Genomic DNA, 17,223 nt, shown 5'->3' on the forward strand with positions numbered 1-17,223 from the left:
TGGGGTTTTATGGTAGAAGGTCTTTGCAATAAATTAGCTCACAGTGGATATGGTAGAACGTTTATAATTATAAAACCTAATGAAAATCCATATGCTGTCTCTGAAGATACAACGATGCCTGCAAAACAAATCTTCTATTGAACGTGGGTAATTAAACAAGTCACAAATTATAATTTGTGACTTGTTTAAGGTTGGATACTAAATGTGTTGCTTTCAATATTGAAAGCAACTTTTAAGTTTGTGATTAATAGTTAACTTAATAAATTTTGGGTTAAAATAAAAACAAATTTTTAATCAAGTCCCACAAAAAGTACGATAAGGGCGATTCGTCGGTGCAGGCGGAATGCAGTATTCTTCTTGATCTGTAGAATACGCATAAGGGTTTGATAAAGCTTCAAGAAGTTTCTCCATTACGCTATAGTCGTCATTTGTAACAGCTGCTTCTAGTGCTTCTTCTACACGGTGGTTCCTTGGGATGATTGATGGGTTATTATTTTTCATCATTTCGTAGGCGTTTTCTTTCGATTGTTCTTGTCTTTTTAATCGAGATTGCCACAGTTTGTACCAATCTTTATATTCAGGACTTTCAAATAGAGCTGTATTTTCAATAGCATCAAGAGTTAATGAACGGAATGTATTTGTATAATCTGCTTTATATTTCTCCATCATTTTTAAAAGTTGCTCAATAAGTGGTTGATCTTGTTCTTCGGTACTAAATAGTCCTAATTTCTTTTTCATTCCAAGGAACCAATGGTTTTCATACTGTACGCTAAATTTCGAAATTTCGTCTTGGGCGATCTTTAATGCTTCTTCTTCATCTTCGTGCAGAATTGGTATTAAAGATTCTGCTAATCGAGCGAGGTCCCATGCGGCCATATATGGTTGATTTCCATATGCATAACGACCTTGTGTGTCAATAGAGCTAAATACGGTTCCTTGATTGTAATTGTCCATAAATGCACAAGGACCGTAATCAATTGTTTCGCCACTAATCGTTATATTGTCAGTGTTCATTACACCGTGGATAAATCCAACAAGTTGCCATTTTGCGATAAGACTGGCTTGTCTTTTAATGACTTCTTGTAGTAATGCAGTATATCGGTTTTCATGAGCTTCAATTTCTGGGTAATGCCTTTTTATCGTATAGTCAGCTAGTGATTTCAGGTCCTCTATTGAACCACGAGCTGCAGCATATTGAAATGTACCGACGCGTATATGGCTACTAGCTACTCTAGTTAAAATTGCTCCAGGTAACTTTGTTTCACGATATGTTGCTTCACCAGTTGTGACAACTGCTAAACTGCGAGTAGTCGGAATATCAAGTGCATACATTGCCTCACTAATGATATATTCACGTAGCATCGGACCGAGTGCAGCACGGCCATCTCCTCGGCGTGAATAGGGAGTAGGGCCAGAACCTTTCAGTTGAATATCGAAACGCTCACCTGAAGGAGTAATTTGTTCGCCAATTAAAAGAGCACGACCATCGCCTAACATATTAAAATGTCCGAATTGATGGCCAGCATATGCTTGAGCTAATGGATGAGCTCCTTCTGGGAGTGCATTACCAGCGAAAATAGCAATTTCAGCTTCCTTTTTCAGTTCTTCAGGGGTCAAGCCAAGAGATATCGCTAATGAATGGTTTAGTTTAACTAACTCCGGTGAACTTACGGGAGTAGGGGGGATTTCTGTATAAAATGATTGTGGTAAAGTCGTATAACTATTATCTAAATTCCAACCTGTTTCATTATTTTTAGTCATTGTATCTCCTCCTTTTTGTATTTTAAGTTATGTATTTGTACGTATGTATTCTTTGTAAAGTTAACTAAAAGTATAATATAATATTTCCCCTTGCAATCTATTGTAAGGACTTCATTGCACTATGTCTATTTAACAGCAAATTTAAAACCTCCATTTTAAGAAAATGGAGGTTTTATTATTATTTAATTTTTACAATTATTTTTCCTTTTGCTCTTCCAGACTCTGAATATTCCATTGCTTTTTGCGCATCTTCAAAAGGGAAGACTCGATCGATTACCGGTTTGATTTTTCCGGCTTCAATATAGTTTGCAATAGTACGTAATTGATCCCCGCTTGGCTTCATAAATAAAAATGAATATTGAGCATTATGCTTTTTTTCAAGTGCAGTAAGTTTTTTGCTGGCTAATGAAAATAAGAGAGTTTTAAAGAATCCTGAACCAAATTCTTTACCGAAGCGAGCATTCGGCATACCTGAAACGGAAACAATGTTTCCTCCGCTTTTTATAATATTGAATGATTTTTCAAGTGTTGCACCGCCGATTGTATCAAATACCGCATCATAATTTTTTAGTATATCTTCAAATTTTTCTGTTTTGTAATTAATAATTTCATCTGCGCCAAGAGACGTTACTAAATTTGCACCAGCTTCACTAGCAGTCGTTGTAACAGTAGCACCCATTATTTTTGCTAACTGAATTGCGAAAGTACCAACACCACCGGATCCAGCGTGAATTAAAATCTTTTGTCCTTTTTGTAATTGCATGATGTCATGTAATGCTTGATATGATGTTAAGCCAACAAGTGGAATCGAAGTAGCTTCCTCAAAACTTAAATTTTTCGGCTTTAAAGCTATATCATCTTCATGAATGGCTATATACTCCGCGAAAGTACCAATCTTATTTTTTCTTGGACGAGCATATATTTCATCACCAACTTTAAAACGAGTTACTTTTGATCCAACCTTCGTGATGACACCGGCAAAGTCATTACCAAGGATTAGGGGCATTTCATATTTCAGTAACATTTTTACTTTTCCGTCGCGTATTTTAAAATCAATTGGGTTAATACTAGCTGCATGAATTTCTGCGAGCACCTCATACTCTTTTATTTCAGGAGTAGGTACCTCTGCCATACGCATTGGGACTTTTCCATATCTATCAATTATCATTGCTTTCATTTCTTATACCTCCAAGTTTTAATAAAAGTTTTGCAATAGCTTCTCAATATCTAATACAAGATTTTTTAATAAACCTAATTTTGTACGTATATCAATATAATAAAAATTCTTTGTACCTTCTTTTCTCATTAAAATAATGCCAGCTTCTCGTAAAATCTTAAGGTGATGTGATACTGCTGGACGGGAAAGGTGTGTTTGCTTCGTGATTTCTCCTACACGTAATCCTGTTTGACATTCCGTTTCCATTAGCACTAATAAAATAGCTTGACGTGTTTCATCACCAATTGCCAATAATACTTTTTGAGAATCAATAAAATCTTTTTTTATAATATTTAATTGTTCTTGTTTATTCATTTCAATCACTTTGCCTCCTGCTAATTAGTCGAAAGGTTTAAGATAACGAACCATTACTTCGATACGGTAATGCTACATGATTGTTGTATGAGGTGCAATATTGGGAAAGAAAATCGAGACGAATGAATTTTTTATTTTTGAAAATTATAGGGAGATAGAAAAGGGATTGGAAGGACTACATAACACAATAGATGAAGTTTTAAAAACAAAAAATGATGTAACAATAAAATAAGCGGTCGTAACCTTGTATAATCCATAAGGTTACGACCGTTTATAATGTTTGTATTATTTTTGATTTTTACGATAGAACATAGTTCAACGTAAAGTACGTTCTTTTGTTTTACACTTTCATACAGACACAATTCAGGTGGATTATAGATGTATGAAAAGGTAAAAGGGATTTTGGGGCGTAATCTATCTATATGATAATTCAAAATGAAATATAAGTCTATATTTTAATGTTTTTTTTGATTATATTTATGTCAATGAGCTCAGAACAATGATGTGGAGGGTAAATATATGAAATCGAATTATGTACCAGTTTTAATTGTTGGAGGGGGATTATCTGGGTTAGCGTCTGCGTTATTTCTTGCAAAACATAACATTGAGTACTTACTTATTGAAAGGCATCCGTCTACTGCCATTCATCCGAAAGCAGGCGGTCTTACTTTACGTACAATGGAGTTATTTCGAGAATTAGGCTTGGAACAAAGAATTAAATTGGCAGGTAAAGCATTAGAGAACTGCCGAGGAAGAATAGCGGTTCATACAATAGCTGAGGCGAATAAAGAAGAATTGGAACAAATGAGAGCGACGCAATACAGAAACGATGAAGAGTTACTTCAAAAAATAGAAAAGATTAGTCCATCAAAACAAACTGCATGTTATCAAATTATTTTAGAAGAGATGATGTTACAAGAAGCAAAAACGCTAGGCGGGCAACTATCTTTTTATCATGAATTAGTTTCATTTGAACAAAATGAAAACGGGGCAAAAGCAAAGATTCGAAATCGTGAAACAGAAAAAGAAAGTGTCATACATTGTGACTATGTAATTGCAGCGGATGGAGCGAAAAGTAAAATACGTGAGCAGTTAGGGATTAAAACTGAGGGGCGTGGAACCATTGGTGGCTATTATATGAATATTTATTTTGAAGCTGATTTAAGAGAGTTTATACAAGGAGACGCATTCGGTTTTTCGATGGTACTTCATCCGGAGGTTCTTGGTGCACTTATCCCAGTTGATAACGTAAAAAAATGGATTTATCATGTAGCCTACGATCCATTAAAAGGAGAGGGGCTAGAGGACTTCACTATAGAACGTTGTAAACAAATTATTCAAATAGCAATTGGAAGTACAAATGTTGAATCAAAAATATTAAGTGTTTTACCGTGGGAAGCGGCCGAAAGTACAGCGGTGAAATTTCAAGGAAATCGAACCTTTTTAGTTGGAGATTCAGCACATATTATGCCGCCAACAGGAGGATTTGGTTCAAATACAGGAATACAAGATGCGCATAACTTAGCTTGGAAATTAGCGGCTGTTATAAAAGGGAAGGCAAAACCAAAATTGTTAGAAACATATCATGAAGAGAGACACTCTGTTGCAAAATTAACGACAGCTTATGCAAGTAGTTTACTGTTTCGTGCTGCGAATAGAGAGGAAGGCAGTTTGAATAATATGGATGTTTTAGCTGTTACAGTTGGATATCAGTATTGTTCAGAGGCGATTATAGATAATTCAGTCACTCCACATAGAATGGATAGCATAGAGTTGAACGGGAGACCTGGAACGCGAGCGCCGCATTTATGGGGAACGTATGAAGGAAAGAAAGTTTCTACATTAGACTTATTCGGTAACAGTTTTGTATTACTTATAGGAGTAGAAAATAGTTCTTGGGCTGAGGCAGCACATGCTGTTTCAGCTAAATTAGGAATAAATATAAAAGGGTATCGTGTTGGCTTAAGTGGAGACTTTGTTGTTCCAGAAGATATTTTTAGCAAATTATATGGTATAGAGAATGGAGGTGCTGTATTAATTAGACCAGATGGCTTTATCGGATGGCGTTCGGAAAAAACGGTAGTAAATCCAGATATAGTATTGGAAGAGGTAATGAGAAATTTATTATGTGATTTTTAAGTAACTACAGAAATATTGTTTTATGTGCTTCACTGTACTGAAAAAAATATTCACAAATTTCAATAGGTTTGATATGATTAAATTCGACAAGTTAATAGAGGCCGGAGATATTTGAGAAAAGCCATAAATTTATTTAGGGATACAGGAGTGTATTCTAAATAATTTATGGCTTTTTTTATTGAATGAATCGTACAAAATAGAGAGTTACATATGAAAAGGAGGACTATAGGAATTAAATAGGATAATACTAGTTTTCTATATTAATAATATAGATAAAGTATATTTGTAAGATTGGAATTTTAATATAGGTTTATAAAAATAATGAAAGTGTGTCTTCTATTTCGTGTAAATCTCATTAGCTTGTTGAAATTTGCAACGTAGGAAGGGTTAGAAGGATGAGAAAGATTATTAGCGTTTTAGTTATTTTCTTTATGACGGGAAGTATCTTTGCTGGGGGAGCTGTTCATGCGAAAGCAGAAGGGAAGCATGAATGGAATACGAATAAGTTTTTAAATATTGCACATCGCGGAGCAAGTGGACATGCACCTGAGCATACTTTTGCTTCTTATGATTTAGTGAAAAAAATGAAAGCGGATTATTTAGAGTTAGATATTCAATTAACAAAGGATGGCCAATTAATTGCAATGCATGATACAGCAGTTGATCGCACTACAAATGGAACAGGCGAAGTACGTGATAAAACGTTAAGCGAAATAAAGAGTTTAGATGCAGGAACGTGGTTTAATAAAGCGTATCCAGAAAAGGCTAAGCAAGAGTATGTTGGGCAAAAAGTTCCGACTCTTGAAGAAATCTTCCAAAAGTATGGAAGAAGCATGAAGTATTACATTGAAACAAAATCACCAGATGTGTATCCAGGAATGGAAGAGAAATTGTTAGCATTGTTAAATAAATATAATTTAGTAGGTCAAAACATGTCATCTAGCCGTGTTATGATTCAATCATTTAGTAAAGATAGTTTGAAAAAGATTCATAGTATGAATGAAAATATTCCGTTAGTTCAATTGCTTTGGTATTATCCAAATGAAAACAATGAAATTGTTGAATGGTCTGGCATTACACATGAACCGAAAAGTGTAACGAATGATGATTTTCAAGAAATTAAAAAGTATGCAGCTGGTATTGGGCCAAACTTACGTAATGATAACGGAGAACTAATTATTGATGAATCATATATGAAAATAGCTAGGAAAAATGGACTGTTAATTCATCCTTATACAATTAATGAGAAACCAGATATGAGACTGTTAATCAAATGGGGTGCTACAGGAATGTTTACAAATTATCCGGATCGATTACATAGTGTATTGAAGGGGAAATAAGTGAAAAAGGGTATACCAGTGTTTTAGGTACACCCTTTTTAATTTAACTCCCCGATAAACAGAATCTCTTTTTCATAGCATTCATCTTCATCATAAATAATTTCTTGAAAGCGAAGCGTTTCGAAGGAATGGCAAACTGAAATTTCCGATTTCTCCCAAAAATCAATTTCATTTGAAAGAAGAATCCATTTTTGAAATTCACTATTTCTATTAAAAAAATTATGAAAGTAGTCCTCATTTTTAAATATAATGATTTGCGAACCCCACAAATTATTTATAGAAATTAAAACAACAACTCGATATGTATGTGTATCTCTCGGTTTCATATTTATTAAATGATTTGCTTGATTTAATAAGGTTTGAATACATAATCGCTTTACTTTTCTAGGTGTTTTACGAGAGTCGATAAAAGTTTGCGAAACTGGCAATAGCATATTCCAATATTCATCGTTATAGAAAATAGAAGGGAACGTTTTTGTATGTTCCTCAATTCGCTTTATTAAAGTGTTTGTTTTTCGTTTCATACCACGTATTTTCTTTTCACGCATTGTGAGTCATCTCCATAAATTTTTGTAATGCAGCAGAGTGATATATATCTTTTCTAGTAATAAAAGTAGTAGGAACTTTTTTGAAGCTATTTGGTAAAGGGTTGAATGATATGTCATGTTTATGATCATTTAAAATAGACTTCATCATAATTGCTATGCCCATACCTGATTTTACACATGCGAGTATCGCCTCAATTGTTCCGAACTCTAATACTCGCTTAGGTGAAATTCCTTCTTCTTGAAGCCAATCTTCTAATAAATTTCTATAATAGCACCCGCGACTAAATGCAAGTAAATTCATGTCTCCGATGTCTTTAAAGGAAGATAAAGGATTTTTGCTAATGAGAACTAATTCTTCTTCACGAAATATATTTGTATGAAGTTCAGTATGCTGAGTAGAGCCAGCTATAAACGCTCCGTCCAGTTTTCGTTCTAATACAAGCCTAATCAATTGTTCCGTCGTATTTGATTCTAAAATCAATTCGACTTTTGGGTATTTCTCATAATAGGCTGTTAATATAGATGGAAGTCTTACAGCGGTTGTAGATTCTGTACATCCAATTTTTAAAGTGCCTCTTGGTTCGATCCCATTACTTTGAACTGCTTTAACAGATTGATCTATTAAGTGGATAATTTGTTTGGCGTATGTTAATAAAATCTCACCGTTAGAAGTTAAAGTTACACCTTTTCCGTTTCGGTAAAATAAAGGCACACCTAATTCGTTTTCTAGTTGTTTCATACGCATTGTTACGCCAGACTGTACATAGTTTAAATTTTTCGCTGCGTGAGATATGTTTTTTTCTTTCGCAACTTCGTAAAATACAGTTAAATCTTTTATATCCAAGTATCATCCCTCCATAAAAGGTATCATTTTTTTTGATGGATTACATGATAAATCTTTATTTTATATGATATCAGAACTTTCATACAATGAAAGGGGGATGGAGGGATTATTGTGTTAATGGAAGAAAGGGTGAATAGTACTTATAAGTGGGTTATGTTAATTTTTGCGACAGTTGCTCAAACAACAGCGACACTTATAACGTATGGTGTTGGAGCGTTTGCTTTATTTTGGAAAGAAGAATATGCACTTACGAATACGGAGAGTGGATTGCTAGTAAGTGTTGTAAATATAGGACCGCTATTTTGTATGCTTTTTGTCGGGCGGCTACTTGATCAATACAATGAAAAGTTGTTAATTTCGATAAGCTCATTTTTACTAGGAGGTTCATTTTTACTGACTAATATGGTCAATGAATTTAATGGGTTACTCTTTGTACTTTTATTAGTAGGAACGTTTTATAGTGTTTCGCAGCCAGGAGGAAGTAAGGTGATAATAAAGTGGTTCCCAAAAGAAAATCGCGGGTTAGCAATGGGGATTAGACAAGCTGGTATACCGATTGGTGGCACGTTAGCGGGAGTATTGATCCCGTTTCTTACAATAAAATATAATATGGCTTATGCGGTAAATAGTATTGCATGCATTTGTATAATTGGAGGGTTTTTATTTTTTATATTTTATAAGGAACCATATATTCAAGAGAAAGTTAAACAAGAACGTATTAAACTTTCTTTTTGGATGCAGTTAAAAGAAGTGATGTGTAAAAAAGAGTTGTATGCAATTTATATAACTGGCATTTGTATGATTTCATTGCAAATGGTGTTAGTTGCACACTTTATAAAATTTTTAGTATTGGAACAATCAATCACGCCAATTTTAGCTGGAAAAGTATTTTCCGTTATGTTCTTTTCTGGAATGGTTGGTAGGATTATATTAGCAGCTACTAGTGATTTGTTTTATAAGGGAAATCGGCGCACCCCTTTATTTATAACTGTTTGTATTTCTATTCTCTTCATTCTAATATTAGTAATGAGCATACATACAATAACGAATGTATTGTATGGTGTAAGTGCATTGTTAGGGTTCTTTTCGATTGGATGGTTTAGTCTTTTTATAACTGAAGTTGCAGAATCAGCAAGTGAAGAATCGGTAGGGATGACAGTGAGTTTTGCACTTACATTAAATCAAATTTCCATTATTGTTGCACCTGCTTTATTTGGTTATATTGTAGATAAGAAGGGATATACGTATGCGTGGTTATGCATAGTTGTATTACTAACTATTTCAGCGGTTAGCTTATATAGGAATTATAGAAAATAAAGGAATGTTAGCAATGTAAATTTTTTGTGAAGAAAGTCTAAAGAAATGTTGAATGAGCGACATTTCTTTTTTTATTTGTTGTATAATCAAAATGTAAATGAGATTCGTTTTCAATTTCGTTCATTACCTCTTTTGAAATTACCTGTAATTTTAGCCATAATTAGCTGTTTTTCTTTATCGTTATTTGCATGATTTATTTTATTTAAAAATTTTTCAGCATCATTTCCTTTTAATATCATAATTTGTTTTCCGTAATATTCAATTAATATCATGTTGTTTTTTATTATCCGATAATGAAACATCTTATCATCTAAACGGTTGCGTTTATCGGTGTTTTTCATATTACATCTCCATTCTTTTTAGTATGTAACAAATGTTACAAAAGAATTTGAAATTATAGTGTAATGCATCCGATTGTATGTTGGAAATTTTGCTAGAAAGAAATACAATAGAGAGTAGTCAAAATTGAAAATGAGAAAAAGGAATCTAGTTTTAACATAGTGAATATTAAATAATATTATAATATACTTGATAATTAAAAGATATAAAATAGAATGGATGTACGTTAAGTGAAACTAGATAAAAGAGGGTTCCTAGTATGTTAAAGAAATGGTTAATCGTTTTCTTTATTTTTGCTGTTTTTTGTGGAAGTGTTGTTACACTAATACATGCAAATAAAGGAAAAAAATATGATGTAAAGGCATTTTCAAATGTAAATAGTAAGCAAAAAGATGTTAAGCAGGAAGTTGATGCGAATGCGAAAAAGCGTTATGAAATTGCAGCTGGAAAACTAGATCAGTACTTAAAAGATAAAGGATTTAATGGGAGTGTTCTTGTAGCAAGTAAAGATCATGTCATTTTACGAAAAGGGTACGGTTATGCGAATGTGAAAGATCAAGTATTAACAACTCCAAGAACGAAATATCGCATTGGGTCTATTACGAAAACAGTTGTTGCAATATCTATTATGCAACTAAAAGAAAAAGGGAAGTTGAACATTGAAGACAATGTAAATAAATATATCCCATCGTTTCCGGCAGATAAAAACATTACGTTACGAAATTTGTTAACACATACGTCTGGATTACCAGAACAGGGACAAGGTAGTGTTGACGCAGCATCACGGTTAAAATTAGTAACGTGGATTGGGGCACAAACGTTACAATTTCCAGCAGGGACAGGATGGAAATATACAGATTATAATTATATGGTGCTTGCATATATTGTAGAAAAAATATCGAATAAACCACTTGCTGAATATGTGAAAGAAAATATTTTGACTCCTGTTGAAATGCATGAATCTGGAATGGGCGCAACACTTCCAGAGGATATTTTCTTAGCAGAAGGGTATACGAAAAAAGATAATAAGTTAATAGCCACGCCTCGCTTAAAAATGAACTGGCTGTATGGTTGTGGTGAAATGTATACGACTGTTGAAGATATGAAAAAGTTAGATGAAGCTATTATGGATGGTAAACTACTTTCTAAACAAAGTGTATCAGATATGTTTTCTGCATCACCTGCAAGAAAATATGGATTTAGTTTCTATATTTACCCAGATTATTATCATAACCACGGTGTATTAGCTGGCTGGAACACTTTTAATAATTTTAACTGGGATAAACGAACGTTTGTCATATTATTTTCTAACGTCCAAAATGGTATGAATGATGCATTTAATCAAGAATTTAGGAAAATGGCGAATGATTTAATAGAAGGAAAGGGAATATAAAAAAGAGCCTCTAGCGAGAGGCTCTTTTTTATAGAGCTGAAAACTCCTCAACAAGTTGAGTGAATTGTTTCAATGCACTTTCAATCGGTTCTGGCATAGTTAAATCAACACCAGCTTTTTTCAATAAGTTTAGTGGATAGTCAGAACTTCCGCCTTTAAGGAATTCAATATAATGTTTTTGAGCATTTGGATCGCCGCTTAATAGTTTATCAGCGATTTGAATGGCAGATGCGAATCCAGTTGCATATTTGTATACGTAAAACGGGCGATAGAAATGAGGGATTCTAGCCCATCCGTATTTTACTTCTTCATCAAATACAAGTGAATCACCGTTATATTCTTTAAATAGCTTTTCATAAATTTCACTGAAGACTTGGGCATTTAATGGTTTACCTTGCTCAGCCATTTCATGTGTGATTTTTTCAAATTCTGCAAACATGATTTGTGTAAAGAAAGTACCTTTAAATTTCTCAATAAAATGGTTAACTAAATGGTTACGCACGTTCGTTTCTTTTGCTTCTTTTAATAAATAGTGAATTAATAACACTTCATTTACTGTAGAAGCGACTTCTGCGACAAAGATAGAATAATGTGCAGAAATTCTTGGTTGGTATCCATGTGAATAGTGCGTATGCATACCGTGCCCGCATTCATGAGTAAGAGTGAACAGGCTGTTTAAATCATCGTGATGATTTAAAAGAATGAAAGGATGAACACCGTATACACCAAAGTTATAAGCACCAGAACGTTTTCCTGGTGTTTCTCTTACGTCTATATATCGTTTATCTTTAAAACTTTTTAATGTCTCAATATATTCTTCTCCTAAAGGAGCTAGTGATGCAATCATAATGTCAAATGCTTCACTATATGGAATGTCTTGTTTTGCACCCTCTACTAAATCGACGCCTAGGTCGTATTGTCTTAGTTCATCTACGTTTAATTTTTCTTTTCGAATTTCATTGTATGTATGTAATGTTTGAATATTTTTTTTCGTTGTATCAATTAGGTTTTCATATACTTCTTTCGGAACCATATCGCCAAATAATGATTTCTCTAACGCCGATGGATAGTGTCTTAGCTTCGAAACAGTAACATTATTTTTAATAGCAGCGGATAAAGTAGATGCGATGGAATTCTTTAACTGAACATATGGTTTGTAATATGCTTTATAAGCTTCTTTACGCTTTTCACGATTCGTATCTTCTATTAATTTTGCATACATTCCGCGTGTTAAGTTCACTTTCTCTCCATCGTCAGTCGTCACTTCACCAAATAATATATCTGCATTGTTTAACATACCAAATGTGTGCTGTGGAGAAGAAAGAGCTTCACCCATCTGTGATAAAATTTCTTCTTGGTCCTTATTCAATACGTGTTTTTTATAACGGTATAATTCAAACAAGTCTTCTTTATAATATTGTAAGCCTTCTGTTTCTTCTATGTAAGAATGTAATGTGCTTTCGTCTATGCTAAGTAAGAAGGGGGAAAAGAAAGATTTAGCTGCACTTACTTTCACGTGTAATTGTGATACTTTATCGACAAGAGATTGCGCGTCAGTATCGCGTGTATCAAGGTCAGATTGTAATCGTGCATAAGCGAACATTAAAGATATTATGCTAGAAATTTCTTCACTCTTCGTTAAATAAGCTAATAAACTATTACCATCGTGAATATTGCCATTAAACTCGTGTAATTCCTTCGTTAATACTTCAATTTTATGAAAATCACTTTCCCAATCTTCAATTGTATGGTAAATGTCTGTTAAATCCCATTTTTCTATATCAGCTACTTGTAATCGATCTTTAAGTTCTGTCATAATCATTTCCTTTCTAAACATGTAGTTATATTTCTATATAACTATGAAATACAACAAATTGCAAAAAATCCCTGCTGAAAATTGAAAAGCCTTGCTAAAATAACAAGGTTTACATACTTATAGTGTAATTCCGAATTTTGAATGTAAAAGGTTTGTATATTGCATGTCTGTAACGGTTTCTTTCGTTTTTTTACCATTTTTCGCTACTGTAAGGCTATCTTTCGTTAAAGAGGCATGCCCATCTTCAGTTAGTTTTACAATAAGAGGTACTTTATTAAAGGGTGATCCTTCATGTTCAACGATAATTTTTTGTGCTGTATTTGCTTTTTTTTCATCCACTTCTTCTATATAAAATGCATAGCCTAACGTCCAATCATCAGCAGAAGATTGATCCAAAAACTCATTGTTTTTACGCATCTCTAAAATGTAGTTTCCCTTTTCGGTCATTTCTTTACGAATACGATAATCTCCTGTAACAGAGTGAATGACTTCACCTGAGAAAGGGACAGGTGCAAGAGGTAAGTATGATCCGAATCCTACTTCAATTAAATAAAGTTCATTATGATGTGTTAAAACGGTTGCGATATGGCCAGAATCAACAGCCCATATGGAGTTTGCAGCGTTATAAACTGTTCCTGAAACGAGATGAACATCAAATCCAGCGTCTTTAAGGAAGTAATACATAGTAGGATTGAGTTCATAACAAAGACCGCCACGGTTATTTACTAAAATTTTCTCTTTCAAATTTTCTTTTGATATTTCTTTAAAATTCTTTTCGAGAATATTTAAGTTTTCAAAAGGAACAGTTTGTGCCATTGCGTACATAATGTTAGATAAATCTTCAAATGAAACCGTGTCTTTTTCTTCTATATGTAATCGTGCGAAAAATTGTTTTTGAAAGTCTGTCATAGAAATCCCTCCGCTATGCTTTTATAGGTAAATTGTAAACAATCTTGAATAGAATGTGAAATTAAAATTACGTTGAATATTTGAAGTGAGACTAAAAATAATGTGGGAGAGTGAGAGATTGCTACTTTACTAACGATGGAACGAATATTATAATAATTCTGATAAACTATGCAAACGCTTTCTTAAGAAGGGATGGAATACAGATGTTTAAAAGAATAACAATAGTCGGATTGTCAGTTGTTATGTTATTACCTAGTATATATGGGGAGAGTAAAGCATATGCAGATACAGTTAACAATGGAACGTTAATGCAGTATTTTGAGTGGTACGCTCCGAATGATGGGAATCATTGGAATCGTTTGCGTGCTGATGCTGAAAATTTAGCGGAAAAAGGAATTACATCTGTTTGGATACCACCTGCATATAAAGGAACTACGCAAAATGACGTAGGATATGGAGCATATGATTTATATGATTTGGGGGAATTCAATCAAAAGGGAACAGTGCGGACGAAATATGGGACGAAAGCACAATTGAAATCTGCCATTGACGCTTTACATAAGAAAAACATCGATGTATACGGTGATGTAGTTATGAATCATAAAGGTGGGGCTGATTATACGGAAACTATCACAGCAGTTGAGGTAGACCCGAGCAATCGAAATGTTGAAGTATCAGGTGATTATGAAATTAGTGCTTGGACAGGCTTTAACTTTCCAGGGCGTGGAGATTCTTATTCTAATTTCAAATGGAAATGGTATCATTTTGACGGAACAGATTGGGATGAAGGAAAGAAATTAAACCGAATTTATAAATTTAGGGGCATAGGTAAAGCGTGGGACTGGGAAGTGTCTAGCGAGAATGGGAATTATGATTATTTGATGTACGCGGATCTTGATTTTGATCATCCAGATGTTGCGAATGAAATGAAAAAATGGGGAACGTGGTATGCGAAGGAATTAAATTTAGATGGCTTTCGTTTAGATGCTGTTAAACATATTGATCATGAATATTTGCGCGATTGGGTAAATCATGTTAGACAGCAAACGGGGAAAGACATGTTTACAGTAGCTGAATATTGGCAAAATGATATCCAGACTTTAAATAATTATTTAGCGAAGGGCAATTATAATCAATCTGTGTTCGATGCGCCACTTCATTATAATTTTCATTATGCTTCAACAGGAAATGGAAATTATGATATGAGAAATATTTTAAAAGGAACGGTAGTTGCGAATCATCCTACACTTGCGGTTACTCTAGTTGAAAATCATGATTCACAGCCTGGTCAGTCATTGGAATCTGTAGTGAGCCCTTGGTTCAAACCGTTGGCATATGCATTTATTTTAACGCGTGCAGAGGGATATCCTTCTGTTTTCTATGGTGATTACTATGGTACAAAAGGAAATAGTAACTATGAAATTCCAGCGTTAAAGGACAAAATTGATCCGATTTTGACGGCACGAAAAAACTTTGCATATGGTACGCAGCGTGATTATTTTGATCATCCAGATGTGATTGGCTGGACAAGAGAAGGTGATAGTGTGCATGCTAATTCTGGTTTAGCAACGATAATCTCTGATGGACCAGGAGGGGCAAAGTGGATGGATGTTGGAAAGAATAACGTAGGGGAAGTATGGTACGATATTACGGGTAATCAAACAAATACTGTAACAATTAATAAGGACGGGTGGGGGCAGTTCCAAGTAAGTGGAGGATCAGTTTCCATATATGTTCAGCAGTAATTTTGTGATGAAAAAGGAGAGGTAGACTGAAATATAAGTTTTCCTCTCCTTTTTATATGGTGCATATTTATTTTTCCTGAATCTTTATTGTAATAAAAGAACTAGTCGACCTTTATAACAACAAGAGATGCATTGGAATAAATAATGTCACCCGTGGCTTCTCTTATTCGTAATCGAAGAACATCTCCTTGGTTTAAAGGTAATAGATCAGTTCTGGCGGATGTGGCTCTTACCCCAGAAGCACCACCAACTCGTGTTTCAATTGCGAATTGAATGGAATCGTTTATTGTAAGATTTAATATGCTAGACGAAATAGCTTGTATTACAAATACGATTGAAAAGGATACAGAGTATACACCAGTGGTATCAATTGTAATGGAGTTGTCTACTGGATTTAGAGTAGTTCCACTAACAGGTCCTGGAATGGTAAAGTTGACATTTGTATTAACTACTGCTGAAAAACCGATTCCTACTTCAGAAGTTATTGTTCCAAATACGGGAAGAATCCCTAAACCAGTTGCGCCAGTGGGACCAGTTATTCCAATTCCGGTAGGGCCTGTAACCCCAGTGGGACCCCGATACCGGCAGGACCTGTAACCCCAGTGGGACCAGTTATTCCGATACCGGCAGGACCTGTAACCCCAGTGGGGCCAATAGTTATGCCAACTCCGGTAGGGCCTGTAACCCCAGTGGGACCAGTTATTCCGATACCGGCAGGACCTGTAACCCCAGTGGGACCAGTTATTCCGATACCGGCAGGACCTGTAACCCCAGTGGGGCCAGTTATTCCGATTCCGGTAGGACCTGTAACCCCGGTGGGACCAGTTATTCCGATTCCGGTAAAACCTGTCGCACCGGTAGGGCCTGTGATTCCAGTAGGTCCAGTAGGGAAAGTAAATGGTGGAATTGATGGTAGTGTGGGACCGATTAAATTTGGTTCCAGAGCAGGTCCATGTAAAGTATTATATTCTTCATTCATATAGTAAACCTCCTATCATTGCTTGTCATAATTATTAAATGTATTAGAGGAAGTAAATGACATTCGCAATAGCGGAGCCGCTTCTATAATTTTTCCTCAGCAAATATAGGTCTAGTTTAAGTGATATTGAAGCGTACAGTTACGTACTACTTAAGTATGACACCTTTACTTCTCACGTAACATATAGTATGATGATTTCAATAAATTAGATTTCAATGACTATAATATAAATTAATGAGAGGTGCTTTTTGTGAGTGCGGTAGGTACTAAATAGGAAAAATTTAATGAAATAAGTCAGATAAGAACAGGGGATTTTTATGTATACCATACCCCTAACTTTGTCATGGATTTATTTCGATACCTATGAAGATACCTACAATACTTTATAAAGCGTGTAATAAGGGACTGCCATCTATTTTTTTATGGCTTATTTCCTCATATGTTATTACACATGCCTTGTAAATGTAAAAGCTGCGGTATCCCCGCAGCTTTTTTGTATATATTTTTAATGTATAAAAATGGTAATTTAATAATGTAGAACTCATTGGAATCTAATGAGTAG

15 protein-coding genes and 1 pseudogene are annotated in these 17,223 nt (G+C 34.4%); 7 read left to right on the forward strand and 9 right to left on the reverse strand.

Annotated features, from left to right (window positions below):
- Positions 1 to 9: 9 nt before the first annotated feature.
- A complete protein-coding gene (locus DN403_RS31835) occupies positions 10 to 141 on the forward strand; it encodes a hypothetical protein (protein ID WP_000229166.1) in 132 nt (43 codons plus the stop codon).
- A gap of 153 nt (positions 142 to 294) precedes the next feature.
- Here the strand turns inward: DN403_RS31835 and DN403_RS21970 are convergent, their stop codons facing one another.
- From DN403_RS21970 to DN403_RS21980, 3 genes are all read right to left on the reverse strand, one after another.
- Positions 295 to 1,761: a protein adenylyltransferase SelO gene (locus tag DN403_RS21970; protein ID WP_000164912.1), complete on the reverse strand. Its 1,467-nt coding sequence runs from the start codon at positions 1,759 to 1,761 to the stop codon at positions 295 to 297.
- A gap of 178 nt (positions 1,762 to 1,939) precedes the next feature.
- The gene (locus DN403_RS21975; protein WP_000646434.1) at positions 1,940 to 2,938 is read right to left on the reverse strand and encodes an NADP-dependent oxidoreductase; all 999 of its coding nucleotides are present in this window, start codon (positions 2,936 to 2,938) and stop codon (positions 1,940 to 1,942) included.
- An 18-nt stretch (positions 2,939 to 2,956) separates the two neighbouring features.
- A complete protein-coding gene (locus DN403_RS21980) occupies positions 2,957 to 3,301 on the reverse strand; it encodes an ArsR/SmtB family transcription factor (RefSeq protein ID WP_000571870.1) in 345 nt (114 codons plus the stop codon).
- Between the two features lie 91 nt (positions 3,302 to 3,392).
- Here DN403_RS21980 and DN403_RS31840 point away from each other — a divergent pair, with 91 nt between their 5' ends.
- From DN403_RS31840 to DN403_RS21990, 3 genes are all read left to right on the forward strand, one after another.
- Positions 3,393 to 3,524, forward strand: coding sequence for a hypothetical protein (locus tag DN403_RS31840; RefSeq protein ID WP_000516656.1), 132 nt, complete (start codon positions 3,393 to 3,395; stop codon positions 3,522 to 3,524).
- A 287-nt stretch (positions 3,525 to 3,811) separates the two neighbouring features.
- Positions 3,812 to 5,431 (forward strand): FAD-dependent oxidoreductase, encoded by a 1,620-nt coding sequence (locus DN403_RS21985; RefSeq protein WP_000841682.1) that lies wholly within the window; start codon positions 3,812 to 3,814, stop codon positions 5,429 to 5,431.
- Between the two features lie 395 nt (positions 5,432 to 5,826).
- Complete coding sequence (locus DN403_RS21990; protein WP_001226347.1) at positions 5,827 to 6,771, forward strand: glycerophosphodiester phosphodiesterase; 945 nt, start codon at positions 5,827 to 5,829, stop codon at positions 6,769 to 6,771.
- Between the two features lie 38 nt (positions 6,772 to 6,809).
- Here DN403_RS21990 and DN403_RS21995 read toward each other — a convergent pair whose 3' ends face one another.
- Both DN403_RS21995 and DN403_RS22000 read right to left on the reverse strand, forming a co-directional pair.
- Positions 6,810 to 7,319: a DUF3916 domain-containing protein gene (locus DN403_RS21995; RefSeq protein ID WP_001208324.1), complete on the reverse strand. Its 510-nt coding sequence runs from the start codon at positions 7,317 to 7,319 to the stop codon at positions 6,810 to 6,812.
- Positions 7,312 to 8,163, reverse strand: a complete 852-nt coding sequence (locus DN403_RS22000) for a LysR family transcriptional regulator (RefSeq protein WP_000351677.1) — start codon at positions 8,161 to 8,163, stop codon at positions 7,312 to 7,314. Before DN403_RS22000 ends, DN403_RS21995 begins: the two co-directional genes overlap by 8 nt.
- Positions 8,164 to 8,280: 117 nt before the next feature.
- Here DN403_RS22000 and DN403_RS22005 point away from each other — a divergent pair, with 117 nt between their 5' ends.
- Complete coding sequence (locus DN403_RS22005) at positions 8,281 to 9,480, forward strand: MFS transporter (protein ID WP_080018608.1); 1,200 nt, start codon at positions 8,281 to 8,283, stop codon at positions 9,478 to 9,480.
- Positions 9,481 to 9,590: 110 nt separating this feature from the next.
- Here DN403_RS22005 and DN403_RS22010 read toward each other — a convergent pair whose 3' ends face one another.
- Positions 9,591 to 9,821 (reverse strand): hypothetical protein, encoded by a 231-nt coding sequence (locus tag DN403_RS22010; RefSeq protein ID WP_000798785.1) that lies wholly within the window; start codon positions 9,819 to 9,821, stop codon positions 9,591 to 9,593.
- Between the two features lie 257 nt (positions 9,822 to 10,078).
- On the opposite strand from DN403_RS22010, the gene DN403_RS22015 reads away from it, so the two are divergent.
- Positions 10,079 to 11,212 carry a serine hydrolase domain-containing protein gene (locus DN403_RS22015; protein ID WP_000915207.1) on the forward strand — a complete coding sequence of 378 codons (1,134 nt, stop codon included), beginning with the start codon at positions 10,079 to 10,081 and terminating at the stop codon, positions 11,210 to 11,212.
- Positions 11,213 to 11,240: 28 nt separating this feature from the next.
- On the opposite strand, the gene pepF is transcribed toward DN403_RS22015, so the two are convergent.
- Together pepF and DN403_RS22025 are read right to left on the reverse strand one after the other, a co-directional pair.
- Positions 11,241 to 13,028, reverse strand: a complete 1,788-nt coding sequence (gene pepF / locus DN403_RS22020) for an oligoendopeptidase F (protein WP_000137538.1) — start codon at positions 13,026 to 13,028, stop codon at positions 11,241 to 11,243.
- A gap of 117 nt (positions 13,029 to 13,145) precedes the next feature.
- Positions 13,146 to 13,937: an arylamine N-acetyltransferase family protein gene (locus tag DN403_RS22025; protein ID WP_000129187.1), complete on the reverse strand. Its 792-nt coding sequence runs from the start codon at positions 13,935 to 13,937 to the stop codon at positions 13,146 to 13,148.
- 203 nt (positions 13,938 to 14,140) lie between these two features.
- Here DN403_RS22025 and amyS point away from each other — a divergent pair, with 203 nt between their 5' ends.
- On the forward strand, positions 14,141 to 15,682 hold the full coding sequence (gene amyS / locus DN403_RS22030) for an alpha-amylase (protein ID WP_000476414.1): 1,542 nt from the start codon (positions 14,141 to 14,143) through the stop codon (positions 15,680 to 15,682).
- Positions 15,683 to 15,783: 101 nt separating this feature from the next.
- On the opposite strand, the pseudogene DN403_RS32145 reads toward amyS, so the two are convergent.
- Positions 15,784 to 16,661, reverse strand: a pseudogene (locus DN403_RS32145) (exosporium leader peptide-containing protein).
- Positions 16,662 to 17,223 lie beyond the last annotated feature (562 nt).

The sequence above is a fragment of the Bacillus sp. AY2-1 genome (assembly GCF_008368965.1).
GTDB lineage: Bacteria > Bacillota > Bacilli > Bacillales > Bacillaceae_G > Bacillus_A > Bacillus_A thuringiensis_S.